Raw genomic sequence first — 13,218 nt, 5'->3', positions numbered from 1 at the left:
TCGCAAATCGGTAATGCATTGGGCGAAAGCAAGGCGCGCGCCGCGCGCGCCGATGCACTATCATCATGTGATGATCGTCGATTCCATTTTCCAGGAGCCGCTCGACGCGGCGGCACTTGCCTACTTTCTCGTCGGCTGGGTTCTCTTCGCCCAATCGACGCAGGGACGCCTTAACACACGGCCCACTCTGACGTCGCTGATGAACCGCCAGCGTGAAAGCTGGATACGAACGATGGCGCGGCGCGATTTGAGGATGATCGATACCAACATCATGATGGGCCTCCAGCAGGGTACCGCGTTCTTCGCTTCGTCCGCGCTCATCGCGCTCGGCGGTTGCTTTGCTCTTTTGGGTTCGAGCGACCGGGTGGTCGCGGTCATCGGAGATTTTCCGGTGACCGAACAGGTCGCAGCGCCGGTCTTCGAAGCGAAGGTTCTCGGCCTCGCCGCCATTCTGGCTTATGCGTTCTTCAAGTTCGGCTGGGCCTATCGCATCTTCAATTACTGCTCGATCCTGATCGGCGCGGTGCCGATGCGTGGCGATCACATTGCGGACGAGCATGAGGTCGAACGCGCCGTCGTGCGTGCGGCGCGCATGAACCAACTTGGCGGCAAGCACTTCAATGCCGGGTTGCGGGCAATCTTCTTCGCGCTTGGCTATCTCGGCTGGTTCATCGGCCCGTGGGTTTTCATCGCCACGACAACCTGCACGCTTTTCGTTCTCATCCGGCGACAGTTCTTCTCGGCCGCGCGTCAGGCGCTGCTCGATTAACTCTGGTCAGGGCAATATCCGGTCGGTGCGTCCCGTCAGCCGATACGCGACCAAGCCGATCCATTCGCGGATCGCGATCGTGGTAATGTGAAGATTGGTGATCGAATTGCTCTGCGCGAAGCCCAGTGTCTCCGTACCGGCCGTACGGTAATCGGCCGGCCACGGCGTCACGTCGAACCCGGCCTTGCGAAACAGGAGCACCGAGCGCGGCATGTGGAAGGCCGAGGTTACGAGCAGCCAGGTCTGTCCGGCTTGAGGATCGACCATGTCCCGCGTGAACCGGGCATTCTCATCGGTGTTGCGGGAGCGGTTTTCGAGCACCAGCCGTTCGGGGCCGACGCCGAGCGCGACCAGGAGGCGCGGCGCGGTGTCCGCGTCGCCCTCGCCGTCCAGAATCATCGAGCCGCTTCCACCAGTAATCACGACGGGCACATTCGGATAGCGCTTTGCCAGAACAGCGGTTTCCACGAACCGGTCGCCGCTGGCGTTCAGTTCGTAGCCGCCACGAGCCAGATTGACCGCGCCCTCAAAGCCGCCGCCCAGAACGATGATGCCATCGATGGTCTCCGGCGCGGGGGCAGGCCGTGCGAAACGATCCTCGAGCGGATGCAGCGCCAGCGCGCCGAGCGAGGTCCATGTCGATAGCGCGACCACGAGAAATGCCAGTGCGAAGGACGCGCCGGCCAGCCGCGTCCAATGGAACACGAGCAGTACCAGCCCGACGCCGAGCAGGATTCCCGTCAGGTTGAGGGGATGAGCGAACAGCCAGAAGATCTTGGAAAGGTAGAAGAACATCTGCTGCCCGCTCGCTGCGTCACCACCATTTCGTGGGTTCGAACCGTCCTGCCGCCTGTTCGATCACATGGGCCGTACGGAAGAGCGTCTCTTCCTCGAACGGGCGGCCGATAAGCTGAAGCCCGAGCGGCAGACCTTTCGAATCCAGACCGGCCGGAACTGCGATGCCCGGCAGACCCGCCATGTTGACCGTCACCGTGAAGATGTCGTTCAAGTACATCTTCACCGGGTCGGACGCCATGTCCTGATCGGCGATGCCAAAGGCGGCGGATGGTGTGGCGGGCGTCAGGATCGTGTCGACGCCGGCGGAGAACACGTCCTCGAAATCCTTCTTGATCTGCGTGCGCACTTTCTGCGCCTGCAGATAGTAGGCGTCGTAATAGCCGGCCGACAGGACATATGTGCCGATCATGATGCGGCGCTTTACCTCGCGGCCGAAACCGGCGGCGCGGGTCTGCTCGTACATGTCGGTGATGTCCTTGCCGGGCACGCGCAAGCCGTAGCGGACGCCATCATAACGGGCGAGATTGGACGAAGCTTCGGCGGGCGCGACGATGTAATAGGCCGGCAGGGCGTATTTCGTGTGCGGCAGCGAGATGTCGACGATCTCGGCACCGGCGTCCTTCAGCCAGGCGATGCCCTTTTGCCAGAGCGTCTCGATTTCCTCCGGCATGCCGTCCATGCGGTATTCCTTCGGAATGCCGACGCGCATGCCCTTGATCGACTGGCCGATCGCCGCCTCGTAGTCCGGCACCGGCAGATTGACCGATGTCGTGTCCTTTTCGTCCACCGAAGCCATCGACTTCAACAGGATCGCAGCGTCGCGCACGTCGCGGGTGATCGGCCCAGCCTGGTCGAGCGAGGAGGCGAAGGCGACCGTGCCCCAGCGCGAGCAGCGGCCATAGGTCGGCTTGATGCCGACCGTACCCGTGAAGGCGGCAGGCTGGCGGATCGAGCCGCCCGTGTCCGTCGCGGTCGCGCCGGCGCAAAGCCAGGCGGCAACGGCCGAAGCCGAGCCGCCGGACGAGCCGCCTGGCACGAGGTCGACATTGGAGCCTTGCGCGCGCCAAGGGTTCTTCACAGGGCCGTAATGGCTGGTCTCGTTGGACGAGCCCATGGCGAACTCGTCCATGTTGAGCTTGCCGAGCATGACAGCGCCGTCGGCCCACAAATTGGCCGTGACCGTCGATTCATAGCGTGGCTCGAACTTATCGAGGATATGGCTCGCCGCCTGCGTGTGGACCCCTTCGGTGCCGAACAGATCCTTGATGCCAAGCGGGATGCCTTCGAGATCGCCGGCCTTGCCGGCCGCCAAATTCTCGTCCGCTTGTGCCGCCATCTTATGGGCATGGTCGGGCGTCACCTTCACATAGGCGTTGAGTTCGCCATTGGCCGCATCGATCGCACCCAGATAGGCGTCGGTCAGTTCGAGCGCCGTGAAATCCTTCGCGCGCAGTCTGGCGCGGGCTTCGGCAATCGTCAGGCGGGTCAGATCGGTCATAGGGCAAGCTTCTTTTCGTAGAAACGGGAAAAGCCGGAATCGGGATAGTCGAGAACGGCACCGCATTGGGTGTAGCCGCCGCGCTCGTAGACGCGCCAGGCATCTTCGAAGCCCGGCGCCTCGCCGGTTTCAAGGACAAGACGCGACAAGCCTTTATCGCGCGCCAGTTTTTCGACGCGCTGGAGAAGCGCGGAGCCGACGCGCTGGCCGCGCACGGCAGGTAGTGTGTACATGCGCTTCACCTCGCCGAGATCGGCGTCATGCGCCTTCAGCGATGCCATGCCAATCGCCTCGCCGGCTTCGTTGCGCGCGACGAAAACCGTGACTGTCGGCTCAGCCATTTGCTCGACGGTCAGTTGAAACTGGAATTGCGGCGGCGTCAGAGGCTGCATGTAGGCGTTGAGTTCGGCGACGAGCTGGCGCACGTCGTCCTGAAGCGGCGTTTCGTTGGCGATGATGACGGCCATCTCTATTCGATGACCTTCGGGACGAGGAAGAAATTCTCGTCCGTTGCCGGCGCATTGGCGACGATGTCGGCAGGCTTGCCGCCATCGGTCACGGCGTCCACGCGCTTCTTCATGTCCATCGGTGTCACGGACGTCATGGGCTCCACGCCCGTCACGTCGACCTCGCCCAGTTGTTCGACGAAGCCGAGAATGGCGTTGAGTTCGCCGGTCATGCGCTCTGCCTCATCATCAGCAACGGCAATGCGCGCAAGGCGCGCGACGCGACGGACGGTGGCGATATCGACGGACATGGTGACTCCGCAGCAAGCATAAAAACAACAAGCCCGCGCTATAAAGGCGCGGGCTTCGCGGTGCAATACGGGCGGGACGCTTCGGTCAGATTTCGACTGCTTCACCGATTTTCGGAACGACGACCTTGCCCGACGCGTCACTCATACCTTCGACGAACTTGTCGGCATTCTGGTCGATGATCGGAAACGTACCGTAGTGGCATGGAATGATGGTTTCGAATGCGAAGAAGCGCTGGCAGGCCATCGCCGCGACGGCGCCACCCATCGTGAACCGGTCACCGATCGGCACGAGCCCGATCTTGGGTTGGTGCAACTCGTTGATCAGTGCCATGTCCCCGAAAATATCGGTATCGCCCATGTGATAGACGGACTTGCCATCGGGGAAATGGAGCAGGAGACCATTGGGGTTGCCGAGATAGACGTTGCTTCCATCGTCATTCGTCCAGGACGACGAGTGACGCGCATCGACGAATGTCGTGGTGAAGCTGCCGCAATCGACCGTTCCGCCATGATTTCCCGGATTGACTTTATCCTGCGAAACACCTTTGCCTGCCAGATAACTCACGATCTCGGCATTGGCGACGAGCATCGCGCCAGTCTTTTTCAGGATCGGCAGCGCATCGCCAAGATGGTCATTGTGTCCGTGCGTGAGCAGCACATGGGTCACACCTTCCGCCGGACCTTCCCATCCCTCGCCCCAGGAAGAATTGCCGGTCAGGAACGGATCGATCAGAATTTTCGCGTCGTCCGTTTCGATCCTGAAGGCCGAGTGCCCGTACCATGTGAGGTTCATGCCCTATCCTTTCTTCGCTTTTCGGTGTGACAAAGGATAGGACGAGGCCAATGATTGTCAAAGCTGATGGAACCGCAGATGAACCTGATCGATCTTGACCAACTGGCCGCGCTGGCCGATGGAAAACCGGTCGCCGGGCTTGACCTCGGAACGAAAACGATCGGTGTCGCGGTTTCGGATATCGGTCACAGCTTCGCCCATCCCCGCCCCGTCATCCTGCGCAGGAAGTTTTCGCAGGATGCGGCCGCACTGATCGATCAGATGAAGAAGGATGGCGTCGCGGCGATCGCGATCGGCTGGCCGATCAACATGGACGGATCGGAGGGCCCGCGCGCGCAGGCCACGAAAGCGTTCGTGCGGAATATGGCTCGGGTGACGGCACTTCCGTTCATGCTGTGGGACGAAAGACTGTCGACGGTCGCCGCCGAGCGCGCGCTTCTGGAGATGGACGTGTCGCGCGCCAAGCGGGTGCAGCGCATCGATTCGGCCGCCGCCGCCTTCATCCTGCAGGGCGTTCTCGACCGGCTTCATGCATTGCAACCAGACGATTCTCCTGGCGCCGACGCACCCACTCCCTGATCTGCTTGCGCCGCCGAAAGGCGAAGATCGCGAAAATCAGCCCCGTATCGACGATACAGGCCCGGATGACGAGCGGTGGAAGAATTGCGGGGTCGACGCCGAGTATGTTCCCGTAAATCTCGAAGATATGATCGTGCAGCACGCGGCTTAGCATCAGATAGCCGAAATGCATGTCGTTGTAGGACAGATAGTACCAGCCCCAGAAAAGGCCCATTGGGAGCGCCCAAAACAGCAGGATATATTTCATCGCGAATGGTCTCCATGGCCACCCGACGAACGTGCCATCCGGTTGATCTTGGCATCCGTGGCGGCCAGCATCGCCAGAAGGCGGCCGGTCGCCCTGCTGTTGTCGTTGGCGCCGATGCGCTCATTGACGACCGGCCGTTCGGACTGCATGATCAGATGGCTGACGAGCAGGCCGGCGAACTGCAAGGCGTAAACCTGCGAACCCGCCAGATCGCCGAAGGTTGCGAGCGCGGCGATCGTCGATGCGACAAGACCGGCACCGATCGCGATCCTGCCGACATCGCCCTGCCCCGCCGCTGTTCTATCACTGTGCATCAGCACGGAAACCAACACCCAAAAGAAGGCGAGCGCGGCAAGGATTTGGGCGGCGACCACGATACTCGTCAAGCCGATCTCCAGCCCACTTCCGGCGGTGGCCGACATGCCGGAACCAGCATGCAGAACGCCCCCGGCGCACAGAATCGCGGCCCAGTGAAACGCTATGATGACGGTCAGCGCACGTCGCATGGAAGCCCTTTCTTAACCATGAGGGAAACTGGACCTCGGACCGCTCAACGGCAAACGAAACCTTTCGTTAAGGTTAACGCACACCGATTGACGGTTTATCTATCCACGAACGAGCGCTATGGCAGGCATTCACCCCGCCTCGGTCGACCCCTCGCCCGGTACTCTCGCCTTCCTGACCTGCCATGATCGCCATATTCGAAAGCACGTTGCCCATCTTCCTGCTGATCGCGCTCGGCATGGCGCTGCGCCGCGCGTCTATCATCGACCAGAAGGTTTGGCCCGGGCTCGAACAACTCGCCTACTGGTTTCTTTATCCGGCGCTCTTGTTCATCTCGATCTACAACGCCGATTTCTCTGGCCTGCAACTGGATACGATGCTTGCGGCTCTTCTTCTGGCGCTGTTCCTGATGATGGGTCTCGTGCTGGCGCTGTGGCCTGTCCTGCGAGACACGGGGCTGGTGCGGGCAAGCGAGTATTCGTCCGTCTTTCAGACAGCGACGCGCTGGAACGGCTTCATGGCGCTCGCCATCGCGCAGAAACTTTTTCCGCCCGAAGGAAGCGCCGTCGTCGCTCTCGTGATGGCGGTCATCATCATTCCGCTCAACGTTTTCTCGGTGATCGTCGTCACGCGCTTTGCCAATTCGCAGGCCGACTGGCGCCGGATCAGCATGTCGGTCGTGCTCAATCCGCTCATCCTCGCAGCGTTTTTGGCGGTCGTCCTGCGGCAGGTGCCCTTCGCTCTTTACGGCCCCATCAACGAGGCGCTCGTGCTCGTTGCGAGCGCGGCTTTGGGCATGGGCCTGATCACGATCGGCGCAGGACTGCGCGTGGCGGACATGACCTCGCTACGCTTCGCGTTGTGGCTGCCCGTTTTCCTCAAGCTCCTTGTATTCCCGGCGCTTCTTATCTCGATTGCTTGGGCCATGGGCCTGCAGGGCGAGCAACTCGTCTATCTCGCGCTTTGCGCGGCCGTTCCGACCGCCATGAACGGCTACTTCCTCGCGCGGCAGCTCGGCGGCGATGCCGAACTCTATGCGGCCTCGACGACAATCCAGACCGCACTGTCGTTCCTGTCCATGCCGCTGATCCTCGCGCTGGCGGCTCAGCTCAGCTCCGGATAGAGCGAATCGATGATCATATGTGAATCGTAGCGCGCATCGAGCATGCCATAGGTCGCGCGCCACTGTCCGCCGAGCCGCGTTTCGGCAAAGGCGTCCGCGATCTGGCCCGCACCGAGCCGCCGCAGTTCCGCCGCCGCCGCCGCAAGCGCGAGTTGCTCGGTCAGGATGCGGGCAGATCCTTCATCGTTGACCGCCACGTCCATTGCGGCCCGCAGAACCTGTGTCGTGCCGGGACCGCTTGCGCCCAGTTCCCTCTCGATCGATGCCAGGACGTCTTCGAACGGACCGATGCCACGGCGCAGCACGCGCAGGACATCGAGCGCCATGACGTTGCCCGAACCTTCCCAGATCGCATTGACCGGCACTTCGCGGTAGTGCCGCGCGAGCGGCGCATCCTCGACATAGCCGTTGCCGCCGAGGCATTCCATCGCCTCGTAAAGCAATGCGGGCGCGATCTTGCACGTCCAGTATTTGACGACGGGCGTCATCGCGCGGGCGAAGGCCGCCTCCGTACGGTCGTTCGCCGCCTCATCGAAGGCGCGCGCAAGGCGCAGCGAGAGCGCGGTGGCAGCGGCCACGTCCAGCGCCATGTCAGCCAGAACGCGCTGCATCAGCGGCTGATCGATAAGGGCCGATCCAAAAACCTGCCGGTGGCGCGTGTGATGGACCGCCTCGGCGAGGCCGGCGCGCATGATGCCCGAATTGCCGAGCGCGCAATCGAGCCGCGTCAGCGTGACCATATCCATGATCGTTTTAACGCCCGCACCCGGTTCGCCGACCATCTCGCCGATCGCGCCGTTGAACTCGACTTCCGACGAGGCGTTCGAGCGGTTGCCGAGCTTGTCCTTCAGGCGCTGGAATTCCAGCCCGTTGGCCGAGCCGTCACTGAGCACGCGTGGAACGAGAAAACAGGAAAGCCCTTCGGGCGCCTGTCCCAGAACTAGAAACGCGTCGCTCATCGGCGCGGACATGAACCATTTATGGCCGGTCAGGCGATGGAACCCTGTCCCGACGCGCTCCGCCATCGTCGTGTTGGCGCGCACATCGGTGCCGCCCTGCTTCTCCGTCATACCCATGCCTATGGTCAGGCCGGTCTTTTCGACGGGCGGCTTGGACGCCTGATCGTATTTGCGCGTCGTCACGCGCGGCGCCCACTCGCGAAAAAGCTTCGGGCTTGCCATCAGCGCGGCAAGCGCCGCGCTCGTCATGGTAATCGGGCACAGATGCCCGCATTCGAGCCCGGCCGTCATGTAGAAACGCGCGGCGCGCACCTGATGACGCTTGCCCTTTTCCGATTCGTTGTTTTCCCAGATCGAGGAATGGATGCCGAGCGAAACCGAACGACGCATCAGGGCGTGATAGGCGGGGTGGAACTCGACCTGATCAAGGCGCCGCCCCTGCCGATCGTGTGTGCGCAGCTTCGGAACTTCCGTATTGGCAAGGCGCGCGAGATCGAGCGCTTCGCTGTTGCGCACGAACTTGCCGAGCAGATCGAGGTCCTTGCGTGCGACGTCGGAAAAGCCTTCACCAAGCTGCATCAAAAGCGGGTCGGAGCGCCAGGCGTTCGATCCTGCGATCGGCGGCGTCTGGTTCGTAACCTCGTGGTTCACTGCAAATCCTTCCCGTTTCTCGGCGATTCCGCCATGCGCGGTGCGTTTGCCGATCAAAGCACGCCAGCCCCTTCGATGAAAATCCCGGGGAGTAAATTTGTCTCGGTGACGACGCTCGCTTGCGACACCGGCAAGGCTTGCCTATAGGAAGCCTCCAACATGACAGCGCAAGCGCCCTTCCCGCCCTATCCTCATCGCCATCTTCTCGGCATCAAGGGGCTGTCGCCCCTCGACATCGAGAACCTGCTCGACCGTGCCGAAGCGGCCGTCGCCATTTCGCGCGGGGCCGACAAGAAGCGTGCCACCCTCCGCGGCCGCACGCAGATCAATCTCTTCTTCGAAGCGTCGACGCGCACGCAGGCATCGTTCGAACTGGCCGGCAAGCGGCTCGGCGCGGACGTGATGAACATGTCGGTCGCCAGTTCGTCGGTGAAGAAGGGCGAGACGCTGATCGACACCGCGATGACGCTCAACGCCATGCGGCCGGACATTCTCATCATCCGCCATTCGGCAGCGGGCGCTGCCGCGCTTCTGGCGCAGAAGGTCGGATGCGCGGTGGTCAATGCGGGCGACGGTGCGCATGAACATCCGACGCAAGCGCTGCTGGACGCGCTGACCATTCGCCGCGCCCGAGGACGCATCGCCGGTCTCACCGTCGCGATCTGCGGCGACGTGCTTCACAGTCGCGTCGCCCGCTCCAACATCGTTCTTTTGAATGCACTCGGCGCGCGTGTTCGTGTCGCGGCCCCGTCCACGCTCTTGCCAAGCGGCATCGAGCAAATGGGTGTCGAAAGGTTTGCGCGGCTCGAGGACGCCTTGGCCGACGCCGACGTGGTCATGATGCTGCGCCTCCAGCGAGAGCGCATGGCGGGCGCGTTCGTGCCGTCCGTGCGCGAATATTTTCGCTATCACGGGCTCGACCAGGCCAAGCTATCGCATGCGAAGCCGGATGCGCTCGTCATGCATCCCGGCCCGATGAATCGCGGCGTCGAGATCGCCTCCGCCATCGCCGACGGACCGCAAAGCGTCATTCAGGAACAGGTGGAAATGGGTGTCGCGGTGCGCATGGCTGTCATGGAAGCGCTTCTGGAAGGAGCGGCATCGTGAAGCCGGTCGTGCTCAAGGGAGGCCGGATCGTCGATCCCTCGCAAAATCTCGATGAAACCGGCAGCGTCGTGATTCTCGACGGCAAGATTGCCGATGCCGGCGCCTCAGTGCTCAATCAGGGCGCGCCGGACGGTGCCGAAATCATCGACTGCGCGGGACTGACAATCATTCCCGGCCTGATCGATACGAGCGTCCATATCGGGGAGCCGGGCGCCGAGCATCGCGAAACGATCGCGTCCGCGAGCGCCGCGGCCGCTGCCGGCGGCGTCACGACGATCGCCATGATGCCGGACACCGATCCCGTCATCGACGACGTGTCGCTGGTCGAATTCGTGCTGCGCACGGCGCGCGACACGGCTACCGTCAATGTCCTGCCGACCGGCGCGGTGACGAAGGCGCTGCATGGCAGCGAAATGACCGAGTTTGGCCTTTTGAAACAGGCCGGCGCCGTCTTCTTCACCGAGGGCCGCAAGACGATCGACAACGCGCTCGTGATGCGCCGCGCGCTCACCTATGCGCGCGATTTCGGCGCGGTGATCGCGCATGAGACGCAGGATCGCGATCTCGCTTCGTCCGGCGTCATGAACGAAGGGCTGTTCGCAAGCTGGCTCGGCCTGCCCGGAAGCCCGCGCGAAGCAGAGGCCATCCCGCTCGAACGGGATCTGATGCTGGCGCGGCTGACCGGCGGTCTTTACCATGCCGCGAAGATTTCGGCCGCGATGTCCGCCCGCGCGATCCGCCGCGCCAAGGACGACGGCGCGGACGTCACGGCGGGCGTATCGATCAACAATCTCGCGCTTAACGAGAACGACATCGGCGAATACCGGACCTTCTTCCGGCTGTCTCCGCCTCTTCGCGCGGAGGACGATCGGCTGGCGATGATCGAGGCGCTGCGAGACGGGACGATCGACATCGTCACTTCCGCGCACGACCCACAGGATGTCGACACCAAGCGCCTGCCTTTCGCCGAAGCCGCGAGCGGTGCGATCGGGCTCGAAACGCTGCTCGCCGTTGCACTGCGATTGCACCACAATGGCGATGTCGGACTGCTGCGCCTCGTCGAGGTGCTGTCGACCAACCCGGCGAAACGCTTTGGCATCGCAGGCGGTACGCTGATTACCGGCGCGCCGGCGGATATCGCCATCGTCGATCTCGATGCGCCATGGGTCGTCAGCGAAGCCGATATCGTCTCGCTTTCGAAGAACACGTCATTCGAAGGCGCGCGCCTTCAGGGACGCGTGATGCGCACATTGGTTGCAGGCCGCACGGTCTTCGCGCAAGAATGACGCCGAGGGCCGTAATCCCTACCCCGCCTCGCGCCATGGACATTTGATGATTTTCGTTGCTGCCCTCCTTTTCGGCTATCTTCTCGGATCGATCCCCTTCGGTCTGTTGTTGACCCGCGTGGCCGGTCTCGGCGACGTGCGATCGATCGGCTCCGGAAATATCGGAGCCACCAATGTGCTGCGCACCGGCAACAGGAAACTCGCCGCCGCGACCCTTCTTCTGGACGCGCTCAAAGGCACGGTGGCGGTCGTCGTCGCCAACCAGTACGGAGTCGGCCTCGGCATCATCGCCGGTTTCGGTGCCTTTCTCGGCCACCTCTTTCCCGTCTGGCTTGGTTTCAAGGGTGGCAAGGGCGTCGCGACCTATCTCGGCATCCTCCTTGCGGTCTCCGGGCTCGCCTCGCTCGTCTTCGCAATCATCTGGGTCGCGACGGCGTATCTCACGCGCTTTTCGTCGCTGTCCGCGCTGATCGCCTGCGTTGCGGTGCCGATCACGCTTCTTCTACTCGGCTTCGGCGATGCGGCCATCGCCTTTTCGATCATGAGCCTGATCGTCTTTGCCAAGCATCGCGCGAATATCAGCCGGCTGATTGCCGGCACCGAGAGCCGGATCGGTTCGAAAGGATGAATGCGCCCGCCGCTTCGCTCAGGCTTTCTGACGCGCAGCGGCTGAACTGGCTGCGGCTGCTTCGTTCCGACAATGTCGGTCCGTCGACCTTTCGCGATCTGATCAATCGATATGGATCAGCCAAGGCCGCTCTCGATGCCCTCCCGGATCTTGCCGCGCGGGGCGGCAAACGAAAGATCCGCATCGCCACGGCAGCCGAGGCAGAAGCCGAACTCGATCGAGTAAGACGTTTCGGCGGGCGGATCATCGCCGTCGGCGAGGCCGACTATCCACCTATGCTGCGCCACATGGACGTCCCGCCGCCGCTCGTCACCGTGATGGGACGCGACGAGGTCTTTTCGGCTCCGGCCGTCGCCATCGTCGGCGCGCGCAATGCCTCGGCATCGGGCGCGAAGATGGCGAGGTTGCTCGCCGGCGAACTGGGACAGGCCGGCTTCACGATCGTCTCCGGCCTGGCGCGCGGGATCGATGCCGCCGCGCATTGGGCAAGCCTCGACACGGGCACCGTAGCGGTGCTCGCCGGCGGGCTGGACAAGCCCTACCCGCCCGAGAATCTGGAACTTATCGGCAGGATCGCCCGGCAGGGCGCGGTGATCACCGAAATGCCGTTTGGCTGGGAGCCGAGAGCACGCGACTTTCCGCGCCGAAATCGGCTGATCGCGGGCCTCGGCCTCGGCCTCGTCGTGGTGGAGGCCGCGCAGCGGTCCGGCTCACTGATCAGCGCGCGACTTGCCGGGGATCTTGGCCGCCAGGTGTTCGCCGTACCGGGCTCCCCGATCGATCCGCGCGCAGCCGGTTCGAACGGCCTCCTGAAGGACGGCGCCGTCCTGACGCTATCCGGCACGGATGTCATCGAGCAACTGGCGCCGATGATCGGACGAGCGCCCGCCCCAACGCTGCGCGAGCCGGATAATGCACCGCCGCAGGCAGAGGACGAAGATGTGGGCGATCGACCGCCGGCCAATGCGCAGGACCTGCTGGTCGAAGCAATGGGGCCAGTCCCCATGCCCGTCGACGAGATCGTGCGCCATGCCGGTCTGCCCGCCCGCGTCGTTGCCACGCTTCTGCTCGAGCTCGACCTTGCCGGACGCCTGGAACGTCACTCAGGCGGCGCTGTCTCCCTGACCGCTCCTGACCAGTGAACCGCGTATGTCCCTAAGCGTATCGTCCGCCTCGATACAGGCCATTTCGATCATATAGGCCAGAACTTCATGCTGCTCATCCTCGGCCATACGGCGCAACTGACCGAGCATGGAATGCACGAACTCGAGTGTATCGGTGTTACGAGTGCGTGCCTGCCGCATAAAGGGCTCCCTGACGGTTTCGGCATCGTGCTTGCATGTCATTTTGGTTGCGGATCAATGCCGTGTTACAACTTTTGATAATCCGAGAATGGATGCACGAAACGTTGATTGCAATCACAAAATTATACAACCTATGCGCGTTTTTAGCCGTCCTCTCCAATGGGTTGCTGCGTTTTCCCTTGACCGGACCGCGCCGCGCCGCCATGTGACGGGCC

16 protein-coding genes are annotated in these 13,218 nt (G+C 62.8%); 7 read left to right on the top strand and 9 right to left on the bottom strand.

Annotated features, from left to right (window positions below):
• Positions 1–13: 13 nt before the first annotated feature.
• The gene (locus GTW25_RS04915) at positions 14–769 is read left to right on the top strand and encodes a DUF599 domain-containing protein (RefSeq protein WP_308206229.1); all 756 of its coding nucleotides are present in this window, start codon (positions 14–16) and stop codon (positions 767–769) included.
• A 6-nt stretch (positions 770–775) separates the two neighbouring features.
• On the opposite strand, the gene GTW25_RS04910 is transcribed toward GTW25_RS04915, so the two are convergent.
• The 5 genes from GTW25_RS04910 to GTW25_RS04890 form a co-directional block, all read right to left on the bottom strand.
• Positions 776–1,564, bottom strand: coding sequence for a YdcF family protein (locus GTW25_RS04910; protein WP_252910851.1), 789 nt, complete (start codon positions 1,562–1,564; stop codon positions 776–778).
• 19 nt (positions 1,565–1,583) lie between these two features.
• Positions 1,584–3,065 carry an Asp-tRNA(Asn)/Glu-tRNA(Gln) amidotransferase subunit GatA gene (gene gatA / locus GTW25_RS04905; protein WP_252910850.1) on the bottom strand — a complete coding sequence of 494 codons (1,482 nt, stop codon included), beginning with the start codon at positions 3,063–3,065 and terminating at the stop codon, positions 1,584–1,586.
• Complete coding sequence (locus GTW25_RS04900; RefSeq protein ID WP_252910849.1) at positions 3,062–3,532, bottom strand: GNAT family N-acetyltransferase; 471 nt, start codon at positions 3,530–3,532, stop codon at positions 3,062–3,064. Before GTW25_RS04900 ends, gatA begins: the two co-directional genes overlap by 4 nt.
• A gap of 2 nt (positions 3,533–3,534) precedes the next feature.
• Positions 3,535–3,822, bottom strand: a complete 288-nt coding sequence (gene gatC / locus GTW25_RS04895; protein ID WP_252910848.1) for an Asp-tRNA(Asn)/Glu-tRNA(Gln) amidotransferase subunit GatC — start codon at positions 3,820–3,822, stop codon at positions 3,535–3,537.
• Between the two features lie 85 nt (positions 3,823–3,907).
• The gene (locus GTW25_RS04890; RefSeq protein WP_252910847.1) at positions 3,908–4,615 is read right to left on the bottom strand and encodes a metal-dependent hydrolase; all 708 of its coding nucleotides are present in this window, start codon (positions 4,613–4,615) and stop codon (positions 3,908–3,910) included.
• A 78-nt stretch (positions 4,616–4,693) separates the two neighbouring features.
• On the opposite strand from GTW25_RS04890, the gene ruvX reads away from it, so the two are divergent.
• Positions 4,694–5,194: a Holliday junction resolvase RuvX gene (gene ruvX / locus GTW25_RS04885; protein WP_252911402.1), complete on the top strand. Its 501-nt coding sequence runs from the start codon at positions 4,694–4,696 to the stop codon at positions 5,192–5,194.
• Here the strand turns inward: ruvX and GTW25_RS04880 are convergent.
• Together GTW25_RS04880 and GTW25_RS04875 are read right to left on the bottom strand one after the other, a co-directional pair.
• Positions 5,115–5,441, bottom strand: a complete 327-nt coding sequence (locus GTW25_RS04880) for a DUF6105 family protein (RefSeq protein ID WP_252910846.1) — start codon at positions 5,439–5,441, stop codon at positions 5,115–5,117. The genes ruvX and GTW25_RS04880 overlap by 80 nt on opposite strands.
• On the bottom strand, positions 5,438–5,947 hold the full coding sequence (locus tag GTW25_RS04875) for a hypothetical protein (RefSeq protein ID WP_252910845.1): 510 nt from the start codon (positions 5,945–5,947) through the stop codon (positions 5,438–5,440). Before GTW25_RS04875 ends, GTW25_RS04880 begins: the two co-directional genes overlap by 4 nt.
• 182 nt (positions 5,948–6,129) lie before the next feature.
• Between GTW25_RS04875 and GTW25_RS04870 the strand changes: the two genes are divergently transcribed.
• Complete coding sequence (locus GTW25_RS04870; protein ID WP_252910844.1) at positions 6,130–7,068, top strand: AEC family transporter; 939 nt, start codon at positions 6,130–6,132, stop codon at positions 7,066–7,068.
• Here GTW25_RS04870 and GTW25_RS04865 read toward each other — a convergent pair.
• A complete protein-coding gene (locus GTW25_RS04865; protein ID WP_252910843.1) occupies positions 7,050–8,678 on the bottom strand; it encodes an acyl-CoA dehydrogenase family protein in 1,629 nt (542 codons plus the stop codon). The two genes, GTW25_RS04870 and GTW25_RS04865, sit on opposite strands and share 19 nt — an antisense overlap.
• Positions 8,679–8,837: 159 nt before the next feature.
• Between GTW25_RS04865 and GTW25_RS04860 the strand changes: the two genes are divergently transcribed.
• The 4 genes from GTW25_RS04860 to dprA are packed head-to-tail and all read left to right on the top strand — an operon-like array spanning position 8,838 to position 12,841.
• Positions 8,838–9,785: an aspartate carbamoyltransferase catalytic subunit gene (locus tag GTW25_RS04860; RefSeq protein WP_252910842.1), complete on the top strand. Its 948-nt coding sequence runs from the start codon at positions 8,838–8,840 to the stop codon at positions 9,783–9,785.
• Positions 9,782–11,071, top strand: a complete 1,290-nt coding sequence (locus GTW25_RS04855) for a dihydroorotase (protein ID WP_252910841.1) — start codon at positions 9,782–9,784, stop codon at positions 11,069–11,071. The genes GTW25_RS04860 and GTW25_RS04855 overlap by 4 nt, the downstream gene beginning before the upstream one ends.
• Positions 11,072–11,117: 46 nt before the next feature.
• Positions 11,118–11,699, top strand: coding sequence for a glycerol-3-phosphate 1-O-acyltransferase PlsY (gene plsY, locus GTW25_RS04850; protein ID WP_252910840.1), 582 nt, complete (start codon positions 11,118–11,120; stop codon positions 11,697–11,699).
• Complete coding sequence (dprA, locus tag GTW25_RS04845; protein ID WP_252910839.1) at positions 11,696–12,841, top strand: DNA-processing protein DprA; 1,146 nt, start codon at positions 11,696–11,698, stop codon at positions 12,839–12,841. The genes plsY and dprA overlap by 4 nt, the downstream gene beginning before the upstream one ends.
• Here the strand turns inward: dprA and GTW25_RS04840 are convergent.
• Complete coding sequence (locus GTW25_RS04840; RefSeq protein WP_252910838.1) at positions 12,803–13,045, bottom strand: hypothetical protein; 243 nt, start codon at positions 13,043–13,045, stop codon at positions 12,803–12,805. The genes dprA and GTW25_RS04840 overlap by 39 nt on opposite strands.
• Positions 13,046–13,218 lie beyond the last annotated feature (173 nt).

This window comes from Aliihoeflea aestuarii (assembly GCF_024105665.1).
GTDB classification, from domain to species: domain Bacteria; phylum Pseudomonadota; class Alphaproteobacteria; order Rhizobiales; family Rhizobiaceae; genus Aliihoeflea; species Aliihoeflea aestuarii.
The sequence above is the reverse complement of the archived record's forward strand: the minus strand, read 5'-3'. Positions and strand labels throughout refer to the sequence as shown.